Annotated in this window: 16 protein-coding genes; 7 read left to right on the top strand and 9 right to left on the bottom strand. The window is 47.9% G+C overall.

Going from position 1 to position 21,200, the window contains the following annotated elements:
* Positions 1-30: 30 nt before the first annotated feature.
* On the bottom strand, positions 31-2,388 hold the full coding sequence (locus K0504_RS04745) for a DNA internalization-related competence protein ComEC/Rec2 (protein WP_225917976.1): 2,358 nt from the start codon (positions 2,386-2,388) through the stop codon (positions 31-33).
* A gap of 37 nt (positions 2,389-2,425) precedes the next feature.
* On the opposite strand from K0504_RS04745, the gene K0504_RS04740 reads away from it, so the two are divergent.
* Entirely contained in the window at positions 2,426-2,962 is a 537-nt protein-coding gene (locus K0504_RS04740) for a DUF2062 domain-containing protein (RefSeq protein ID WP_220103008.1), read from the top strand.
* Here the strand turns inward: K0504_RS04740 and K0504_RS04735 are convergent.
* The 3 genes from K0504_RS04735 to K0504_RS04725 are packed head-to-tail and all read right to left on the bottom strand — an operon-like array spanning position 2,959 to position 6,120.
* Positions 2,959-4,191: a lipoprotein-releasing ABC transporter permease subunit gene (locus K0504_RS04735; protein ID WP_220103007.1), complete on the bottom strand. Its 1,233-nt coding sequence runs from the start codon at positions 4,189-4,191 to the stop codon at positions 2,959-2,961. The genes K0504_RS04740 and K0504_RS04735 overlap by 4 nt on opposite strands.
* The gene (gene lolD / locus K0504_RS04730; RefSeq protein ID WP_220103006.1) at positions 4,188-4,883 is read right to left on the bottom strand and encodes a lipoprotein-releasing ABC transporter ATP-binding protein LolD; all 696 of its coding nucleotides are present in this window, start codon (positions 4,881-4,883) and stop codon (positions 4,188-4,190) included. Before lolD ends, K0504_RS04735 begins: the two co-directional genes overlap by 4 nt.
* Positions 4,876-6,120 carry a lipoprotein-releasing ABC transporter permease subunit gene (locus tag K0504_RS04725; protein ID WP_220103005.1) on the bottom strand — a complete coding sequence of 415 codons (1,245 nt, stop codon included), beginning with the start codon at positions 6,118-6,120 and terminating at the stop codon, positions 4,876-4,878. Before K0504_RS04725 ends, lolD begins: the two co-directional genes overlap by 8 nt.
* A 102-nt stretch (positions 6,121-6,222) precedes the next feature.
* Between K0504_RS04725 and K0504_RS04720 the strand changes: the two genes are divergently transcribed.
* From K0504_RS04720 to fabA, 6 genes are all read left to right on the top strand, one after another.
* A complete protein-coding gene (locus K0504_RS04720; protein ID WP_220103004.1) occupies positions 6,223-6,780 on the top strand; it encodes a PilZ domain-containing protein in 558 nt (185 codons plus the stop codon).
* A gap of 124 nt (positions 6,781-6,904) precedes the next feature.
* Entirely contained in the window at positions 6,905-10,372 is a 3,468-nt protein-coding gene (gene mfd, locus K0504_RS04715; protein ID WP_220103003.1) for a transcription-repair coupling factor, read from the top strand.
* A gap of 14 nt (positions 10,373-10,386) precedes the next feature.
* Entirely contained in the window at positions 10,387-11,829 is a 1,443-nt protein-coding gene (locus K0504_RS04710; protein WP_220103002.1) for a CsiV family protein, read from the top strand.
* A 164-nt stretch (positions 11,830-11,993) separates the two neighbouring features.
* Positions 11,994-12,287, top strand: coding sequence for a hypothetical protein (locus K0504_RS04705; RefSeq protein WP_220103001.1), 294 nt, complete (start codon positions 11,994-11,996; stop codon positions 12,285-12,287).
* Positions 12,284-13,975, top strand: coding sequence for a Lon-insertion domain-containing protein (locus K0504_RS04700; protein WP_220103000.1), 1,692 nt, complete (start codon positions 12,284-12,286; stop codon positions 13,973-13,975). Before K0504_RS04705 ends, K0504_RS04700 begins: the two co-directional genes overlap by 4 nt.
* A 155-nt stretch (positions 13,976-14,130) precedes the next feature.
* Entirely contained in the window at positions 14,131-14,640 is a 510-nt protein-coding gene (fabA, locus tag K0504_RS04695; protein ID WP_220102999.1) for a bifunctional 3-hydroxydecanoyl-ACP dehydratase/trans-2-decenoyl-ACP isomerase, read from the top strand.
* A gap of 96 nt (positions 14,641-14,736) precedes the next feature.
* On the opposite strand, the gene rmf is transcribed toward fabA, so the two are convergent.
* From rmf to rlmKL, 5 genes are all read right to left on the bottom strand, one after another.
* The gene (rmf, locus tag K0504_RS04690; protein ID WP_220102998.1) at positions 14,737-14,910 is read right to left on the bottom strand and encodes a ribosome modulation factor; all 174 of its coding nucleotides are present in this window, start codon (positions 14,908-14,910) and stop codon (positions 14,737-14,739) included.
* A gap of 175 nt (positions 14,911-15,085) precedes the next feature.
* Positions 15,086-16,837, bottom strand: coding sequence for a DUF3466 family protein (locus K0504_RS04685; RefSeq protein ID WP_220102997.1), 1,752 nt, complete (start codon positions 16,835-16,837; stop codon positions 15,086-15,088).
* 1 nt (position 16,838) lies between these two features.
* A complete protein-coding gene (uup, locus tag K0504_RS04680; protein ID WP_220102996.1) occupies positions 16,839-18,743 on the bottom strand; it encodes an ATP-binding cassette ATPase Uup in 1,905 nt (634 codons plus the stop codon).
* Entirely contained in the window at positions 18,740-18,997 is a 258-nt protein-coding gene (locus tag K0504_RS04675; RefSeq protein ID WP_220102995.1) for a glutaredoxin family protein, read from the bottom strand. Before K0504_RS04675 ends, uup begins: the two co-directional genes overlap by 4 nt.
* Positions 18,997-21,114, bottom strand: coding sequence for a bifunctional 23S rRNA (guanine(2069)-N(7))-methyltransferase RlmK/23S rRNA (guanine(2445)-N(2))-methyltransferase RlmL (gene rlmKL / locus K0504_RS04670; protein WP_220102994.1), 2,118 nt, complete (start codon positions 21,112-21,114; stop codon positions 18,997-18,999). Before rlmKL ends, K0504_RS04675 begins: the two co-directional genes overlap by 1 nt.
* Between the last annotated feature and the right edge of the window lie 86 nt (positions 21,115-21,200).

Here is a 21,200-nt window from a genome sequence, read left to right as displayed (position 1 = left end):
TGCTGACTCAGATCGCAACTTAAACCTAATTCACAGCTCCTTTCGATCGCATTCATACCATACAGGCCACACTAAATCGCAATAAGTTTGAACCCGCCAATGATCGTGGACAAATACGAAGCGTATTAACCCGTCAGTGCTCGTATTCAACTCAGTAACGCCAGCCGTTTGGTACCGTTGCTGTACTTTTTTCGCGGGCAACCGCCAGCGATTTCGATAACCCGCACTGTAGATCACATAGTCAGGGTTAACCGCTTGTATGAAGGTTGAAGACGATGATGTATCGCTACCATGATGCGGTGCAACTAAGATATCAGCAGCGATGTCGCCCGTTGAAATACCTCGTTCGACCGTTTTACTAATATCACCGGGCAACAACACGCCAGAAAGCCCTTCTGCAACATAAACTACACACGAACGATCGTTATCGTTGGCATTGTCTTGAGGCTTAGTTGGTAACAAGCGAATCGTTAAACCACTAGCAACGGGCGCATCGCCGTGGTGACAGTCATGTAATTGCTTGGGCGGCACCGCAAGTTTATTAATCACTTCTTTAGGTGCTAGGTAGTTCCCGATCGAAACAGCTGATGCGAGCTGCTTGGAACTTCCTATGTGGTCATTGTCATCGTGGCTGAGCACCAGTAATTCGATATGGGGTATACCCTGCTGGCGGAAATAAGGCGTGATCACGGCATCGGCCATATTAAAGCCACTCGGGTATGCCGGACCCACATCGTAAATCATGGTTGAGGTGTGTTTTCTCGCAACAACAGACAGACCTTGGCCAACATCGAGTACATCCAATGTGAAGTCAGGCCGGTATTGGCGCCAGTAAACAGCACTCCAACAAACTGCCACCGAGATCAATGCCACTGAATAGGTGTAAACCACTAACGTACGCGAATGAATTAGCCAACGGGCAATCCATACCCATATCAAAAGCAACGCGGTACTAATCAAAACAACAACGACCGAATAACCGTCGATGGGCAGTAACTGCCAATTTAGCCGGCTAATTTCTTGTAGTAAGCGAACCAACCAATCGAGTTGAATATTGGCAACCCATAGCAAGCCGTTTGCCAGTGACTCATCAACTGGCAACGCAACAACAGCTAACAGCGCTGCCGGTAAAATGCTTAACCCAACCCATGGGATAGCAATTAAATTGACCACAGGCGCCAACATACTTTGCTGCCCGAACAACGCCGATTGCAGTGGTAACATCACGACAAATATACAAAGCTGAATTATTAATAACCGCCGTAATCCAACCACACCGAAGCCGCGGCTTATTGCCACGCCCGTCAGCACTGCAAACACCGCAAAGAAGCTGAGCCAAAAACTTGCGCTATACACCACGTTAGGGCTGACGGTTACAAACAAGGTTGCAGCTAACATTAAAATCCGCCAAGCAGAAAGTCGCCATCGCCATTGACCAGCGATTATCCAGCCTGCCAAAAAGATTAAAGCCCTGATGGTCGGCAGTGCAAAGTCACTTAGCGCGCCGTAACCAAACGCCGCCAAAAACCCAACTAAATGCGCAATCGTTTGGGGATGCAACCTTTTAAGCGTTGTAATTTTTAAGGGTAGCCAGATGTTAGGCATTAATCTTTTGGCCGATGTCATGATAGGTACCAGTTGCACCAACATCGCTTTGACTACTGTTGCTACCGCAAAAAACACCATGCCGACATGGAGACCTGAAATCGCCATTAAATGAGCAGTTCCCGTTACTTGGAACGCGTCGCGCGTCGTCGGTGAAATCGTCTTCCGTTCGCCAAGGATCAGCGCCGTTAATACGCCCGCCTGGCTATTTCCAGCAACTAATGTTTTGACTTGATCGCGAATTGATTTGCGTAATTTTGGCCAATACCAAGAGGTGGATTGATGCTTTTTGAGAGCTGCCGATTTAATCGTGCCCGTCGCGACGATGTTGTGAGCCAACAAATATCGCTGATAACTAAAACCACCTATATTGCGTAAACCATGCGGTGGTTTGGTTTTAATCACAGCATCGATAACGTCGCCCGGCTTAAGAGGGATAAGCGCTTTATACCAGCGCAGCTTTAGGTTCCCTTGCGCATGGTTTGTACTCGCAACAACCTCTAAGCCGTCACCCCAAGGCAGCTCCTTTACAGCTTGTATAGTCAAGCTGTGGTCCTCGTCGGCTTGGTCTACCTTAACGATGTTGCTGATGTATTGGTGGCCGTGAAACGCCATTAACACGACGGCACTAAATACCGCGAGTAGCAATCTGGCAAGCCAAAGTCGACGGGCGGTGAACAAACAGATGCATGATCCCACAACACAGAGTATTATCGCGGGTCTTGGCAACAAGTCGGGCCACCAGTTCGCAGACAAAGTGGTCAAAACGTAGGTTATTAACATCATCCGTGACGTTTATTCAGTGAGTTAGTTGTACGCTATGCCTAGAAAGACGATTAAGCGCATCATGCCCGCACCAGAGGCATTGCGAGCAAACAAAAAATTAGGAATTTTGGGTAGCCTCCTACATGACCCAAACTTATTCCACATCAACCGGCGCAGTGCTGCTGGCGCCTTCGCTGTTGGCCTTTTTACTGCTTTTTTGCCAATTCCCTCTCAAATGATTGTAGCGGCAATTATCGCAGGCGTCGTTCGCGTTAATTTACCCTTGTCTGTCGCGCTCGTATGGGTCAGCAACCCGATTACCATGGCGCCAATGTTCTACTTTGCGTATAAAGTCGGCGTGTGGACCACTGGCGCTACCGAATATGCCTTTGCGTTTGAACTCAGTTGGGAGTGGCTAAAATCAAGTGCGGTTCACCTCGGCCCGGCATTTTTAGCAGGCTGTGTGATTTGTGGGGTCGTGTTTGGCGCATTGGGATATTGTGGGATCCGCCTGCTGTGGCGCTGGAGTGTGGTCAAAGAATGGCAAAAACGGCAAAAGCGGGAGCTTAACACCCCCGCTGCAAATGACTAATGTCCGCCTAGTTCGCGGGCTGGCTTAATCTTACTGGCTCGCCATGCGGGATAAATCGTGCTGACGATGGCCATGCCCCAAGCGATAGTTGCAACAAGCAGCACGTCTTGGCGTTGTAGCACCGTTGGAATGTGGTCAATAAAATACACATCTGCAGACAAGAGACTGGTACCCAACAACTGTTCAATCAATCCGATGATCGGGTTTAAATAAATCACCGCTAAACAGCCGAGTGCCACACCACTAGCAACACCAATGAAGCCAGATAGCGCACCTTGCCAAATAAAGGTGCGAATAATTGTTGATGACTTGGTTCCCATGGTCAGCAAAATCGCAATTTCGCCCCGCTTGTCTTGCACCGTCATCACTAAGGTGGACACGATGTTGAAACAGGCAACCGCAATGATTAATGCCATCACCATATAAACAACGCCGCGCACCATTTGAATATCTTTATAGACATGGCCATGAACCCTTGTCCAATCAGTTACATACACATAAATTGGTAATTTCGCGGCAGCCGTGTAGGCAATTCGGCTGGCCGCAAAAATATCATTAACTTTCAATTCCAAGCCATCAACGGTATCGGTTTGCTTGGCCAGTAATTGCCCCTGTTGCAAGCTCACAAAGCCGCTGATGCTGTCGATTTGGCCGCCGAACCGAAATAGCGAGACGACTTCAAAAGAATATGTTTTTGGGGTTTTGAAATCGCCATTTTCAGGGGCAATCATTAACCGTACGGTATCGCCAACTTCAACGCCTAGTTCATCGGCTAATCCTGCGCCCAGCACCATCTGCCCTAGCCCTAATGGTTCCTTTAAACTTGGCTCGAGGTATTGCTGATAATCCGAAACTGTTGGCTGAAGTTGTTCGTCTATGCCGCGCAGTTGAACCGCGCGAAGCTCAGCACCGCGAACAACCATCGCACTGAGTTGAATGAAAGGCGCAGCCGCTTCCACTTCAGGTAATGCGACCAGCTGTTGCTGAAAACCCTGCCAATTGCTCATGGGCCGCTCTAACGAGACGATTTCAGCATCGGGGATCACGCCAAGCAATTTTTCTTGCAAGGCTCGCTCAAATCCGTTCATTGCACTTAAAACAAGTAAAATGGCAATAATGCCAACGGCAATGCCAAGAGTGCTTGATGCACTAATGAACGAAACCATTTTACTGCGCTGGCGTGCCGCCATAAAACGCACAGCAAGTTGTAGCGACAACGGCTTGATCATGGTGTCATCGACTCGTTAGCAACGAGCAAGCCATTGTTCAACGTCACGGTTCGATCGAGTTGGCTCGCTAATTGGAGATCATGGGTGACAATCACAAAGCTCGTTTGCAAGCTCTGATTGAGTTCTTTTAACAAGCCGAACACACTATCGCCAGTGGTCTGATCAAGGTTTCCGGTTGGTTCATCAGCCAGCACTAATGCTGGCTCATTAACGACCGCGCGGGCTATAGCAACACGTTGCCGTTCACCGCCCGAGAGCTCAGCGGGCCGATGCTTTAAACGATGGCCAAGCCCAACGCGCTCTAACATCTCATTAGCTTTTTGTTTGGCTCGTTGCGGTTGGCACCCACCAATCAATAGCGGCATTGCTACATTTTCAGTCGCGCTAAATTCATTAAGCAAATGATGAAATTGATAAACAAAACCAAGGTGTTCATTTCTAAAGGCTGCAGCTTTTGCTTGGCTCAGCTGCAACAAATTGTCACCGCGACAATGGAGCTCTCCGCAATCGGGCGAATCAAGTAACCCAAGAATATGCATTAAGGTACTTTTGCCCGAGCCAGAGCTTCCGACAATGGCTAACATTTCACCGATGTGAAGATCGAAGCTAATATCCTGCAACACCTGAGTGGTGTTTTTACCATCCTGATAGCTTTTGCTAATCTGACGCCCTTGCATCAAAACTTCAGTCATAACGTAATGCCTCCGCAGGCTTAACAGCAGCGGCTTGCCGAGCTGGATAAAGCGTCGCCATAAAGCTCAACACAACCGCTAACAACGCAATGACAATAATTTGAGGGTAGCGAAGATCAACCGGTAGGCTGAAAGCATCGTAGCCGGGGGTGGCCACAACTTGAATGCCAGTGAAGGCCATAACCGTATCCAAATGATTAACCAATAACACGCCTAACACCGTCCCCAGTAGTGCGCCAATAACACCCTGCGCACAGCCTTGAATCATAAAGACCTGAGTGATTTGATTTGGGCTTAAGCCTAAAGTTTGCAAAATCGCAACTTCACCTTGCTTGTTAGCAACAATTAAAAACAGCGCAGAAATGATATTAAATGCCGCAACACCAATAATTAGCAGCAACATAAACCACATCATGTTCTTTTCCATGGTCACAGCAGCAAACAAATCGCCGTGACTACGGCGCCAACTATCGAATTGCCAACCTTGCCAAGCTGACTGTTGTGACAACGATTCGACCACCGCAGGCGCATTAAACGCATCATCTAAATAAAGCCGAATCCCCTCGGCTGAGCCGCGTGGTTGTCTTACCATGCGCGCGGCATCATCAAGGCTGGTGTAGATAAATTGCAAATCAGCTTCTGAGCCGAGTTGATATAAACCAACAACTTCAAATTTCCGCTGGTTCGGAAGCTGGCCAAACGGCGTATGACGTGCCCCTTCCATAACCGATAAACGTACCGACGCACCAACGCCAACACCTAATTTTCGAGCCATCGCCCGGCTGATCACCACACCATATTTATGGCTGGTTAGCGCATTAAGATTGCCTTGAATCATGGCGGAAGCCAACGGCGTTAGATTTTGTTCAAACGCAGGCGAAATACCGAGTAATTGGACACCGGTCATTTGTTGGCGCGATTGAATAATGGCTTGCGACTGCACATAAGGCACTGCGCCTTTAATATGTGCTTGAGCAGCAAGCGATTCGATTAATTTAGGTTGGTCATCTGGGGCTACAAAACGATCTTGGGTTAGAACAACTTGCGGCACCAACCCCAAAATCCGTTGTTTGAGTTCACGCTCAAAGCCATTCATGACGGACACCACGACAACCAGCGCCATAACGCCTAGAAGAATACCTGCCGTGGAGAAAAAGTTGATGAAAGAAACGAATCCGCTGCCTTTTTGTGCGCGTGCATAGCGGAGTCCGATGAATACGGCAGCAGGTCGAAACATAAAAACTTTATCAGTCTTGTCGTAAAAATTTTACCGAGACAGCAAGTTACTGGATAATAACGCCGAAAACAAACAGAAGCACAACGAAAAGGCTCCTAATTCATGGATCACACTGATTATTTCAGCGTTAATTATCAAGCAAGTATCAACGTCAAGTTATTACCCATCGGCCAAGCAGCGCCGGACGACATTGAGTTTCAGCACGAGATCCCACAGCCCTTTTTGATTAGCGCAGAGGTAAGCCACATTGATTCGGCCTCGCTACGTAGCTTGAGAAAGATTGCTGACGCCAGCGACGAATTAGCCGATTACCTAGCGAACCAATCGCGAAAAATCGACGTTATTTTAAGTTACGTCCTGCAATTACAGGATAATCCTGACGAACGTCACCTGAGTGAAAGTATTAGCGCAGGCGGTTTAACCTTTATGACCGATGATGCAATTGAGCTTGAGCAAGTAGCCCGCGTAAAAGTATTCCTGCCCGAACAAGCTGTGGCCATTTATGCCTACGCCAAAGTTGTGAAGATCGAAACTGCTGACGATCGTCGTTTGGTGACACTTGAATACTGCAAGCTCAGGGATGACGACCAGGAGCATTTGATCAGAGCAACATTGCACATTCAAACCAAACAATTGCAGCAACGTCGGCAAAACCAATAACGATCACCAAATATCGGCAGCCTCGCTTAAATAAGCTAGGCTCAACGCCACCAAGGGTGCAGCCGCATGAATGGATTAACAAACATGCCGCAGCACGAGTAACAGGATTCAACAAAAAAGCTCAATGACATTGCCTAGTTTATTTAACCATGTAGTACACGACTTACCTGATGCCCCGCAGAACCAACGTTTCTGGCATAGTTACCAAGGTAGCGCGCTTTCGCTAGCGCTTGCCGAAACAGCTGCTCATGCCAGCGCACCGGTCGTTTTAGTTGCACCGGATACCAGCACCGCGCTGCGCTTGGAAACTGAACTGAGCTATTTTGCCAAGCAGCTCGACGTTGATGTGCAAGTGTTCCCCGATTGGGAAACGCTGCCATACGATCAGTTCTCACCACATCAGGATATTGTCAGCCAGCGTATCGCCACCTTGTACCAAATGCGGCAAATGACTCAGGGCATTATCATCGTTCCAATTAATACCTTGATGCTCCGAATCGCGCCTTCTAGCTACATTGACCAATCGGCAATGATCCTCAACGCTGGCGACAAGCTCGACATGCACGAATTACGGCAGCGATTGGAAAAATCGGGGTACAACCCGGTCCAACAAGTGTTGGAGCATGGCGAATTTGCTGCCCGCGGGAGTTTGTTGGATTTGTTTCCAATGGGTATGGATGCGCCAGTACGAATTGATTTCTTTGATGATGAAGTCGATAGCTTGCGTTTGTTCGATCCAGAAACCCAACGCAGTAGCGACAAGCTTGACGGTTTAAACCTCTTACCTGCCCATGAGTTCCCACTCGATGAACAAGGTATTGAGCGATTTCGTCGTCAGTTTCGTGAACGCTTCACCATTAGCAATGACAAAGACTCGCTCTATCAACAAGTCAGTCGCGGGATAGCCGCGGCAGGTATTGAATATTACTTACCACTGTTTTTTGAACAATGCGGCAGTTTGTTTGATTACTTGCCAAGCAACAGCATATTCGCGTTATGGGAAGGCATAGAGCAAGCGGCAGAACAATTTGTAGACGACGTAACCAAACGTTATGAAGACCGCCGCCATGACGTAACGCGCCCAATCTTACCGCCACAAGATGTATTTCTGAGCGTCATTGAATTAATGACAGTGCTTAAAGGCCAGCACCGAATCCAACTTTGTGACAAACCAACGCGCCGCGCAGGCAACATCAAGCTGGATACTAAAGCCATTCCTGAGCTGCGTGTTGATGGTCAAAGTGCCGAGCCATTAGCGGCGCTACAGCAGTGTGTTGCACGGAGCAAACACCGGCTGTTATTTAGCGTTGAATCTGAAGGTCGACGAGAAGCCTTATTAGAATTATTGAAGCCGCTTAAACTGACCATTAAAGCCTTCGACAATTTGTATCAATTTATCGATTCAAGCGAACGCTTTGGCTTGATTGTGTCACCAGCGGAGCACTCATTTCATTATCCGCTAGCCGATTTGTTGGTGGTCACAGAATCAGAATTGCTCGGCAAGCGCGTCATGCAAAAGCGCCGCCGTGATAAACAGAAAAATCTCAGTACCGAAGGTGTCATTCGAAATCTGGCCGAGTTGCAGTTGGGTCAACCTGTGGTGCATTTAGATCATGGTGTTGGTCGCTACACAGGTTTGCAAACCCTTGATGCTGGCGGCATGACCAATGAGTTCGTCACGCTAGAATATGCGGGTGGCGACAAACTTTACGTGCCGGTGTCCTCGCTGCACTTGATTGCTCGCTACACTGGCGGCGATGCCGATAGCGCGCCACTGAACAAATTAGGCACTGAGCACTGGGAAAAAGCCAAACGAAAAGCGGCTGAAAAAGTTCATGACGTAGCCGCCGAGCTATTAGATATATACGCCCAGCGAGCCGCTAAATCGGGTTATGGCTTTAACATTGAACAAAGCGCTTATCAGCAATTTTGTGCTGGCTTCCCATTTGAAGAAACCTTTGATCAGCAAAATGCCATTCAGCAAGTTTTGTTAGACATGAGCAAACCGAGCGCCATGGATAGATTAGTTTGTGGCGATGTTGGCTTTGGCAAAACCGAAGTAGCAATGCGAGCCGCTTTTGTTGCCGTCAACGACGGCAAGCAAGTGGCATTGCTAGTTCCAACTACCTTGCTAGCGCAGCAACACTACGAGAACCTTCGCGATCGCTTTGCAAATTGGCCAATTCGAGTAGAGGTCTTGTCACGCTTTAATTCAACCAAACAAACCACGGCTATTTTGAGCGATTTACAAGCCGGCAAAGTTGATATCGTGGTTGGCACCCATAAACTGCTCTCACCTGATGTTAAGTTTTCCGATTTGGGCCTGCTGGTTGTCGACGAAGAGCACCGCTTTGGCGTTCGACAGAAAGATAAAATTAAGGCCTTGCGTGCCGATGTCGACATTTTAACGCTAACCGCTACGCCGATTCCGCGGACCCTAAACATGGCCATGAGTGGTATGCGCGACTTATCGATTATCGCAACCCCGCCGGCCAAACGTTTAGCCGTAAAAACCTTTGTGCGCGAGTTCGATGACACCCAAGTTCGCGAAGCAATCGTGCGCGAAGTGCTTCGTGGTGGTCAGGTTTATTACCTTCACAATGAAGTCGAAACCATTGATCACATCGCCGATAAGTTAGCCGAATTAGTGCCAGAAGCGCGGGTTGCTATTGCCCACGGCCAAATGCGCGAACGCGAGCTTGAAGAAGTCATGTCTGACTTTTACCACCAACGATTTAATGTCCTGGTGTGCACGACGATTATCGAAACCGGCATTGATGTTCCAAGTGCGAACACCATTATCATTAATCGGGCCGACAAATATGGCCTCGCCCAGTTGCACCAACTTCGCGGTCGCGTAGGCCGAAGCCACCACCAAGCTTATGCTTATTTATTTACCCCGCATCAAAAAGCGTTGAGTAAAGATGCTCAGAAACGTCTCGAAGCGATAGAGCAACTTGAAGACTTAGGCGCAGGTTTCGCATTGGCAACCCATGATTTGGAGATCCGTGGCGCGGGCGAATTATTGGGTGATGATCAAAGCGGACAAATTGAAAGTATCGGTTTTGGTTTATACATGGAAATGTTAGAGCAAGCCGTTGAAGCACTGAAACATGGTAAGCAACCGAGTTTGGACAGCCTGCTTGGCGAGCAAACCGAAATTGAACTTCGCCTGCCCGCATTATTGCCAGATGATTACATTCATGATGTGAATCAACGGTTGTCTTTGTACAAGCGCATAGCCTCAGCAGAAACCGCTGATGCATTAAATGAATTGCAGGTTGAGTTGATTGATCGTTTTGGTTTGTTACCCGATGCCAGTAAAAACTTGTTCCACATTGCTGAACTCAAGTTATTGGCCGCAAAACTTGGCATCAGCAAAGTTGAATTAGGCCATCAAAGTGGCCAGTTAGTGTTTAAACAGGACACCAAAGTTTCACCTGCGCAGATCATTGGCCTTATTCAGAGCCAACCGGCATACTATCGCATGGAAGGACCTAATAAGCTGCGGTTAATGGCCGGTGAACCCGAATCAGCCAAACGCCTGCAAATCATCCAAGATCTATTGAAAACACTGGCATCTGCAGCATAAGGAGAATTAGTTCGGTGAACAAATTGACATACCGTGCGGCCCCTTTTAAACCCGCCGTTCTAAAACCAGCATTATTAACCGCTGCCTTGTTAGGCAGTGCGTTAGCAACACCGTCTGCCCTTGCCCGCTGGTTTGAAGTAGAAGTGATTCTATTTTCTCGCACCGAGGATCCAACTCAGCTCGATGAAGATTTTGAAGCCTCGCGCCAAAGTAAAGTCGCCGCAAAACAACTCGATTTGTTTGCCGCCTTTTTACTCGCTCCAGACGATTGCCCTCAACCAGAGCCGGTGCCGTTAGCCGCATTAGCCGATGAAGGCCTGTCACAAGTTGCCCTGCCGCTCACTGAGCAAGAAATTGGGATCCTTGGTACAACACTGGGTTCTACCACTGATGTGCTAGAGCCAAGCGAAGATGCGATTGAACAAGGTGTGCAATATGATGAATTTGGTTTCCCTATTGCAGAGCCTGAGCTTGAACCAGAAGCTGACTCAGCCACCGCCGAAGAAGCGCAAGATCTGCTGATGCCTGAAGAACTTGAGCCAGCTCGCACACCAGAAGAGCAATTAGCGTTTGAGCAATGGCTTAACGACTGCCAGAAACCACGCAGCTACGACGAACTAACTCAGTTGCCGGTCGCGATGACGCCACATCAAATTCCAGAAACGGATAGTCAGGCTTACTTGTTAACGCCTGAGCTATTACAGTTAACCGATGCCCGCCGCAAACTCGCCAACGGCGGAGCTTACAAACCTATGCTACATGCTGGCTGGCGTATCAACATTGACAGCAAACGACGCATGCCGGCACTGAAACTAATCGCTGGGCAAAATTTCGGCGCTCGTTATTCCTCCGATGGTTGGGAGCACCCCATTGAGGAGCCAATGCTGCTCGATGATACTGAGGTATTGTCGCTAGATTCTTCAGATGAGTTATCGCAACATTCAACCAATGACACGCAACTGTCTGCCGGTATTGAAAATACGGAAACAACAGGCGATCCATCATTACCAACAAGCCAACCCGTTACCGCTATTCAATCGACCTCGACGTTAACGCAGCCGTGGCAAGAAGTTGACCTCACGCCGACTCCGGTTGTGCTCAAACCAGCGGTATGGGAGCTAGAGGCTAACTTACACATTTGGCTTGCGAACTGGCTTCATGTTGAAACAGACATGGTGCTGCGCCGCTCGGGTCGAAAATCACCGCAGGATGTTGCTCAACCACCAGAGCAATTAGCATTGGCGATGGAACCAACGAGCACTTTAATTTCAGATGCTGCCACGGTGCCGTTTTTGTTTTCATATCAAATGGCTCAGTTTCGGCGGGTACGTAGCCAAGAGCTTCATTACTTCGATCACCCGATGATGGGCATGCTGGTGCAAATTCGGCCATATGAAGTACGTCCTGATCCCGAACCAGAAACGGATATAGACACATCAGCCCCTGCAATAAATTGATTTAGAATTGGTATGCCCAACGGTTGCTGTTAGCGCGTTGTTACACGCTAACAGCAACAAACATCTACTTCGTGACAGCCTCTCTTTTTATCTCTTTCATAATTAGGCATTATTGCCATTTTGAAATTGGCCGTTAGGTCACTCGCTTTAATTGGAACAAACATATGGCAGCCTTACTTGTGACATTTCGCTTGGATAAAACAACCAGCGATCCAGACTATGTAGCAGTGATTAAGGTCATTAAGTTGTATCCGTTCTGCATGATTGGTGAAGGTGCTGTTGCGATTGCAACGGACGAGAGCCCGACGCAGGTATTTTTGAAATTTAAACCTTATGTAAACGAGCGCGACACCTTGTTGATTACCACCATCACAAAGCCCCACTACGGGCTCCACAAAGCCTCTGTATTGCAGTGGCTTGAAGAACATGCAGTGACGCCTGTAGGAACCCCTGAATGACCGATCTTTGTTACGGCCCTTCTCCATTTGATGACGCAGTTGCCCAGCCACTTACTTACGGTCAAGATCAATTTGTTGCCAGTGCGACAACCGCCTTTGAATCCGCCATGCATCTACGGGCAGTCGTCCCGGTTGGCGTCGATTTAACGTGCCTAGTCAATCACCTTGAGATTTCTGCTAACCCACAGCCGACCGCCCTAAGTATTGCTTTTGATGGCAACCAAGGTACGTTGACAGAGCAAGCAGCTCCGGAAGCCGAAATTGATCATTACTGTGATTCGTTGTCGTCAGCGGCGTTGTTTGGGCACCTAAGCTACAGCGACGAGCAGTGGCATTTCTCAGCAGGTTTGCTGTGGCGCTCTGAACGCCAGCTTATTGTTATTGATGCCGCTCAGTTGTTGGCTAACCAAACACTTAATGATGCGCTGATCACGACCATGGCCAGCGGCGTCATTGCAATGCCTTTTGTGCCAACTCAAAAGCATCCACTGCCATCACTACCGAATGCGCCGCTGCGCAGTACCATCGTCATTCAAGGTAATGCGCAAGATATGTTCGCGCTTGGCGAATGCTATCCACGATTAGCGACGGTCGCGCCATTGCACGTCGAGCTTGCGGATCGAATCCATCGAAAACTAGGCCCAGAATACCTAGGCTACCTCAAATCATTAGCTGAATTGGAACACGCGCAATTTGATATGGATGGGCTCCAGCGGTTGGCAAAAACAGCTTCTCGCTGGGCTGAGCATAACGAATACGTTTCCCTTAACAGTGGCCATTTACGTGGTTTGATTCGTGAAGCAAAACACAACGCGGGCCAGTCTGTCATAACCGCAACCACCGTTGAGGCCACCTTAGCCAATCGCCGAAACAGAGTCAGTGATTTAGCACAGTCGAGCTATCAAGACTTTGTTGATGGCAGTATGTTGCTGGATGTCACTGGCGCAAAGGTTGGCCAAGTAAACGGACTGACGGTGGTTGATGTAGGCGACGTCTGTTATGGCGAGCCAGCACGGATAACCGCAAGTGTTCATTATGGTGACGGCGACGTTGTGGATATTGAACGCAAAGCAGAACTCGCCGGTAATATTCACGCCAAAGGCACGATGATTTTAGCGGCTTACGTCACCCAAATTTTTGCCAAAGACGCCCCACTTCATTTGTCTGCCAATATTGTCTTTGAGCAGTCTTACTACGAAGTCGATGGCGATTCCGCTTCTTTGGCTGAACTGATTGCATTGCTGAGCGCATTAAGTCGGATCCCTGTCCATCAAAATATGGCGGTAACAGGCGCCATCGATCAGTTTGGCAATGTCCAATCCATTGGTGGCATCAACGAAAAAGTGGATGGCTTTTGGTCCGTTGCCAGCCGTTTAGCGCCAGAGCAACAATTTGTCATTGTCATGCCCAAATCGAATTTGTTGCAATTCAACCCAACCCAAAACGTTGCTGAAGCAATCGCGAGTAAAAAGCTACTGATTAAGGGCGTTTCTCACGTTGCTGATGCCGTTGAAATATTGACTGGCGTGCCATCTGGGGTTGGACAAGAAGATGAGCGCCAACGTTTTCCTGAAGATACAGTGTTCCGTAAGGTGCAACGGCGCTTGCTCGATCTGGCAGACCCAGATGAATCAGCTAACCTAAACCTACTTCAGGTATTGCGCCAATGGTGGCGCGGCGAGCTTTAAATATTCTGATCGGCGCTGCCTAATTGCCGGATATTGGTACAGTTTGGCAGCATTAATTGGCTTAAGTCATTAGTTACCCGTGATCGGACTTGTTTAGCGTACAACTGTTCGCTAATCTTTGCCGACTTTAATGACGCTGTAACAACAGGAACATCATGCAAGCTTCTTTCGAAAAGCAAGATCTGCTCGATTGCGCCCATGGCAAAATGTTTGGTCCAGGCAATGCGCAACTTCCTGCGCCCAACATGCTTATGCTTGATCGCATCGTAACTATTACCGACGAAGGTGGTGAATACGGCAAAGGCCAAATCATCGCTGAGTTAGATATCACCCCCGACCTTTGGTTCTTTGATTGCCACTTCCCTGGCGATCCTGTGATGCCAGGTTGCTTAGGCTTAGATGCCATGTGGCAGTTGGTTGGCTTTTTCCTCGGTTGGACCGGCGGGAAAGGCAAAGGCCGTGCACTTGGGGTTGGAGAAGTTAAATTCACCGGTCAGATTTTGCCAACGGCTAAAAAGGTGACCTACACCATCGATCTCAAGCGTACCATTAACCGTAGATTAGTGATGGGCTTGGCCGACGGTAAAGTCGATGTAGATGGCAAAGTTATTTACACTGCAACTGATTTGAAAGTGGGCTTGTTCACTGACACATCAGGCTTCTAAGCGACTGCAATTAATATTGCGGCCTTAGAAAAGAGAAACGCCCCAAAAGCAGGGGCGTTTTTTATGGCTTTAAAAAAATGACACTAGCGCATCACGTTAGCGGAAAAGTCCGTCAGCTCGCTCAGTCATGGCTTCTCGCCAGCCGAATAACCAACTTGAACGGTTATCGAGAGATTGATATGGACAATTGTCTTTAGAACGTCCTAAAACGCCGGCTTGATAGCCGCGGGACTGAGCCCGGTTTAAACGATCGCGCTTTTGTCGCTTCATCCTTATTTCCTCTTTCTGCCAATCAAAGTAGAAGCCGTAGCTTCATGACTAAGAGTTATAGAGTTTCAGGAAAAGGTCAAAGGAAAGCCTGTTAGCTTAGTACTTGACTCTCGCTAACAGGCTGGATTGGATGAATTTTTTATTAAAGATTTTTTACGATTAAAAAACTGATTTTTTATCGCGAAAGGGTATAACGGCGGCGAACGAACCAAGCCACCGGTAACAACAAGCTCCACAGGCCAAAGCTGGCGCCTTCTCGCTCATTATCAGGGAATGCTTCATCAGCATCGCTACAACTGTCGTAATCGCCACCATCAATTGGCTCAAGCGCAATGGCTCGCGCCACCGTGGTGGTTATCTCATCGCCATTGCTGTCGAAAATTGGATCGCCATTCTCATCCAAAATGCTCTGTTGCGTCGTCGCAGTCGCTAAAATAACGCCATCATTGCGAATGACATTGGCTTCAACAATATCGAACTGATCGGTACATTCAATGGCGTCGTTCAGGTCAACAAAGTTATCTGAACGCATGTCATACAAGTAACCGTGACGACGACGAGTTACGCCACCTGGGCGCGGCTCCCATTCGAACTCACCAACGACCATGTCATAATCGTTAATGGACTTAGCGGTCATTGACGAGCTTTCAAAGAATGAAGGCAATTCAATCATTTCAGGTGAATTTGAGCTGATGTCGTAATACCACGCTTTGGTACGCCAGCTGGTGTTGATGTAGCGAATGGCATAACCAATCACGATGTTATTGTTGTTGATATCCGTTGCACGAGACACTGTCTCGCTGACGGTATTCGCCGGGTACATATTGCGGTCGGTGATATCCAAAATACCAATATCATTTTTACTGTATTGGGTATAAATGGCCGCATATTCACGCAAGTTGTAAAGGCTTGGGTTTTCCGTATCAATGTAGTTATCAGAACTACCGACAGCATAACCGTTGTCATTGGCAGCAAAAGCCTGCGACACCAACTGCAACTCAACATCATCATCTAGTTCAATCGGGTGGCCTAACGCACGTGTTTGAATCACATTGGCGTTGCTATCGAGCTGCCATAAATACGCTTCAATATGATAAGTGTCACCGTAATAACCATTGGCTACGCGGTAATCACATACAATTTCTGGAAGGTTTTCATCATAAATACACGAGTCGTGGTTGTCGTGAGCGCCTTCAACAAAACGCACAGAGGAGTAACCCGCTGCAATACCGGAATCACTAATGTCATAGGCGCCACTTAATCCGCCATATTCGTATTCTTCCGGTGTCAGCTCGATTCGTTCACCATCAACGTCGTCACCTACTTCATAAACAAAGCCGCGGCTGGCGAAATCTCGAATAATCGAGTAGGTCTCATCGTGAGTATCTTCATCTTCATAACGAAAGATGTAATAAGGCGCAGAGCCATAACCAACGGCAACACGCTTGTCATTTACGCCAAAGAAATAGTCATTGGTCGTGCCGCGGTATTCGCCATCTTCTGGGTTGATGGTGTCCCAAACGTTAACGCGTTCCCACTCCATGAGTGAGTCATTGACCATAGCAACATAGGTTTGCTGATAGTCACTCATGTAACGCAGCATCCAATCTTCTAGATCGTCAACGAGATCTTCATCATCGCCATCACCATTTAGGTCGTACTCGCCTAAATTATCGCTGGCGAGATTGGTTTCATCGTCCCCGCCATCCAAGTCACCATCAGATGTTTCGGTAATCGCAGTACCAACACCAACAACCACACCTTCATCGGCATTGGGGCTGGTTGCATCAAGGGCATAAGTATTATTTTCGCCGTCTTCACTAACGGTCAGTTCGATGACTCGATATAGGGCCGCGTTGGCATTGAGGGTCATGGCTGATAAAACGGCGGCACACAGGGGTGTAACGCAACGACGCAACTGCTTCATATTATTCCTTGCTACTATTTTCTAGCGCTTCTAACTCTTCCCAACGCTCGTAAGATTCACTTAACGCTTGTTCCGTTTCAGCGAGCTCGTTGAGCACTGGTTCGGTTTGTTCATGAGATCGAGTAAAGAAATCCGCATCATTCACGATGCCCTGTAATCGCTCAACCTCTGTTTCAAGCTCTAGGATTCTATCGGGCAATGTTTCCAGTTCAAGCTTTAACTTGTATGAAAGCTTATTACTTTGCTTTTTCGCGGGCTGTTTGGCGTTTTTTGCCGGTTTCGTATTATCAACATTTGTCGGTTGTGTTGCCACCTTGTTATCAAGGTACTGCTGGATCTCTTTGAATCCGCCGTAAATTTCAGTTAACTGGCTGTCACTTTCAAATAACCAGCAACTGGTCGCAACACGATTTACAAATTCTCGATCGTGGCTTACCAACAAAATGGTGCCGGGGTAATCGGCAACCAGCTCTTCAAGCAAATCAAGTGTTTCGATGTCTAAATCGTTAGTTGGTTCATCCAAAATTAACAAATTACTCGGTTTTAAGAATAATTTTGCTAACAACAAGCGGTTTTTTTCGCCGCCAGACAATGCCGAGATGGGCGAACGAGCGCGTGCTGGGCTAAACAAGAAGTCTTGTAAATAACCCAAAACATGACGGCTTTTACCGTTGATGTCTAAGTTTTGCTTACCATCGCCAACAAAGTCGGAAACGGTCATTTCTGGCGGTAGCTGAGCCCGATGTTGATCAAAATAGGCTTCGGCAATATTTTGCGCGCGTTTAATGGTGCCTTGATAATTTTCATGCGTGCCAAGTAACGTGCGGATGAGTGTCGATTTACCACAGCCATTTGGCCCGACCAAGGCAATTCGATCACCTTTTTGTACAATTGAGCTAAACGAACGCACCAATTGCTGGGACTCTTGCGCAACAGTAATATCGGTTAACTCGAACACAACCTTGCTGCTGGCATCAGATTGGGCAATAGAGCCACGTGCACGACCTTGTTGGCCAATACGTTGCTGTCGCTGTTGGCGAAGGTCTTTAAGTGCCCTCACCCGCCCTTCATTGCGCGTACGGCGCGCCTTAATCCCTTGGCGAATCCAGGTTTCTTCTTCAGCTAACTTTTTGTCAAAGGCAGCATTATGGCGCTGCTCTTCTTCGAGTAATTTCGCTTTGTTGGTTACGTACTGATCGTAATTACCTGGGTGGCTGGTCAAGATACCGCGATCTAAATCGATGATGCGCGTTGCCATATTGCGGATAAACGCCCGATCGTGACTAATGAAAACCAAGGTTATATTAAGATTTTTTAGAAATTGCTCGAGCCAGGCGATGGTGTCCACATCAAGGTGGTTGGTCGGTTCATCCAGCAACAAGATACTTGGCTTTGATACCAATGCTTGAGCTAATGCTGCTCGGCGTAACCAACCCCCCGATAATTCATCTAAGCGGGTGTTTGGTGTGAGCTCTAAACGCTGTATGACCTGGCGTGCATTTGTTTCGGCTTGCCATGCACCACTCGACTCCATCTCGATCTGCAATCGATCGAGCTGGTTCATCACATCTTCACCAGCAGTTAAGCGATCGGTTAATTGCTGATGCTGATGCAATTGCTCTCGCCATGCGGGGTTGCCTTCAAGCACGTAATCGATCACTTGGGTCTGGCGATGACTCGGTGGATCTTGCGGCAAATAAGCAACCGTTGGGCTTCCAATAAATTGAAGCTGGCCATCATCAAGTTGCAGATCGCCATTAATTACTTTTAGTAACGTACTCTTACCGGTGCCATTACGGCCAACGATACAAAGTCGCTCTTTGGCTGCGATTTGCAGATCCGCTTGGTCAAGCAACGGAATATGGCCAAAAGCCAATTGCGCTTGTTGAATATTAATTAACGTCATAATGCCTGATTGGTTTGATTCGCTAGCCCTGATAACCAAGTTGCTAGTGATACTTCATCAAAAGGCCAATACAACAATTGTTGCGTGGCCGAGTGCTCTAATACCGGAATGTGATGACCAAACCGCTCAATCAACATAGGATCGTGAGCGATATCGATCAGTTCACAGCCCTCGAGAACAACTGCCGTTGCCCCCAAAAGTTGCTTGGCATTCTCGCACAGGTGACACCCATCACTTTCGTAAAGACGAAACATTAGGCTTGTTTTTCCAGCAACCAGCAATGGTGAATATGCGGGTTTCGCTTAAAGTCTTCCGGCAATGTTTTACGATTCCAATCAACAACCTTGTAGCCCATGGACTCAATCGCTTCGATGTCTAACTTAAAGCGGCGGTAGTTATTGGAAAACATAATGACGCCTTCTGGCAACAGCACCTTATCAATCAAGCGCAGCAATTCGACATGATCGCGTTGAACATCCAACGTGTTTTTCATCCGCTTTGAATTTGAAAAGGTTGGTGGATCGCAAAATACAACGTCAAACCGCTGAGTCGTTTGTTGTAAGTATTTAAAGCAATCAGATTGCTCAAACTTATGCTGTGGCGCGATTAAGTGGTTGATCGCGAGGTTTTCTCGCGCCCAATCCAAATAAGTACGCGACATGTCCACGCTCACTGTTGAAGCGGCGCCGGCACGCGCGGCATGAACTGTTGCCGATCCGGTATAACAGAACAGGTTTAAAAAGCGTTTAGCGTTGGCCAGTTTGGCAAATTCATGTCGGGTAATGCGATGATCAAGAAACAGCCCTGTGTCGAGGTAATCCGATAAATTGACCTTAAAGGCACAGTCATATTCATGCACAACCTGCCACGCTTTACGTGTTGACACTTTTTGGTACTGCTCGCTACCCGATTGATTACGGCGCGTTTTTAAAAACACATTGCCGGGTGATACGTTCATTAAATTAGGCGTCAACAACACCACATCAAGTAAGCGTCGGCGCGCCTTTTCAGGATCGATATCTTTTGGCGGCGCATACTCTTGGATCACCACAGAATCTAAGTAGCGATCAATGGCCACGTTGTATTCAGGCAAATCGGCATCGTAAACCCGATATGCATCAGTTGGTACGCGAGCAGCCCATTTATCTAGTCGCCCCAAGTTTTTACTAAGGCGGTTGGAAAACTCATTAGCCGATGGCGTAATACCAATCGCATCGCTACTACTTGCCTGAGCTTTGACAGAAAACGACAACAGTTGGCATTCCAGCTTACCGTTCATCACCTGCCAGGCGCGTTCACTACGTAATTTAAACGCCGGAATATAATCTTCAGCCGAAGTTAACAACAACGCTTTGCCAGAAAAGCTCGAACGTAAACGGCTACCCAATTGGAAATACAGCGCAATAATCTCAGCCTCATCGCCAAGGCGTTCGCCATATGGCGGGTTGCTCAGTAGGAATGCAGCTTCACCTTGCGAAAGCGGATTGTCAGCCAGCGAGAGTTGCTTGAACTCAATAAGGTGAGCAACACCGGCACGCTCGGCATTTGCTTTGGCGCGCTTGATTGCTTCTGGATGGGAATCATTGCCGACCAATTTAAATTCGGCTTTGTTCAAACCGCGGCGGCCACGTACTGCTACTTCTGTTTGAATTTCTTGCCATAATGCGCTGTTGTGCAGCGGTAATTTATGGATTGCAAATTCATCTCGATCTGCGTTTGGCGCTGAGCCAGCCGCCATACACGCCGCTTCGATAAGTATGGTGCCGGCACCGCACATCGGATCGAATAGTGTTTGTTCGGTGTTTTTCAACCAACCGCTTCTTAATACCATGCCCGCGGCAACGGTTTCTCGAAGGGGCGCTTCACCGGCTTCTGTGCGATAGCCACGCTGGTGCAAGCTGTCACCGGTTAAATCCAACAACAAGTTAACTTTATTGCCACCCAGGCGTGCTCTTACAACGGCGTAAGGATTTTTGTTATCGATGATCGGTCGAGCAAATCCCTCATCACTTAATTGTTTGAAGATGCCGTCTTTTACGCACTGGGCGCCATAACTCGAGCTGCGGATCTCGCGGTTGCTGCCCACAAACTCAATCGTAAATGGCTTATTGGTTGGCAGTAGCATTGACCAATCTTGCTGATAAGCGAGCATTGAAATGTCTTCGCCAGTCTTGATCACACCTTCTGCCAGTGTTTTGAACAAGCGACTCGCTGTACGCGTACCCATTAAAGTGCGATAGATACATTCAAGATCGCCACTAAAAGATACGCCACCTTGGCGCGGCACAATGTTTTGTGCGCCGAAACCAGCTAGTTCAAGTTCAAGAGGATGTTCCAAGCCAAGGCTGCAAGTAGCAAATAGTTGATGCACAAGTTTTGTTCCGCCAATGAAGATGGCGGGATTATAGCGAAATTGCTGACTGTAAGATAATTGAAAAAAGGCTTGCCAAGCATGGC

The organism is Neiella holothuriorum (assembly GCF_019457915.1).
Classification (GTDB): domain Bacteria; phylum Pseudomonadota; class Gammaproteobacteria; order Enterobacterales; family Neiellaceae; genus Neiella; species Neiella holothuriorum.
The sequence above is the reverse complement of the archived record's forward strand: the minus strand, read 5'-3'. Positions and strand labels throughout refer to the sequence as shown.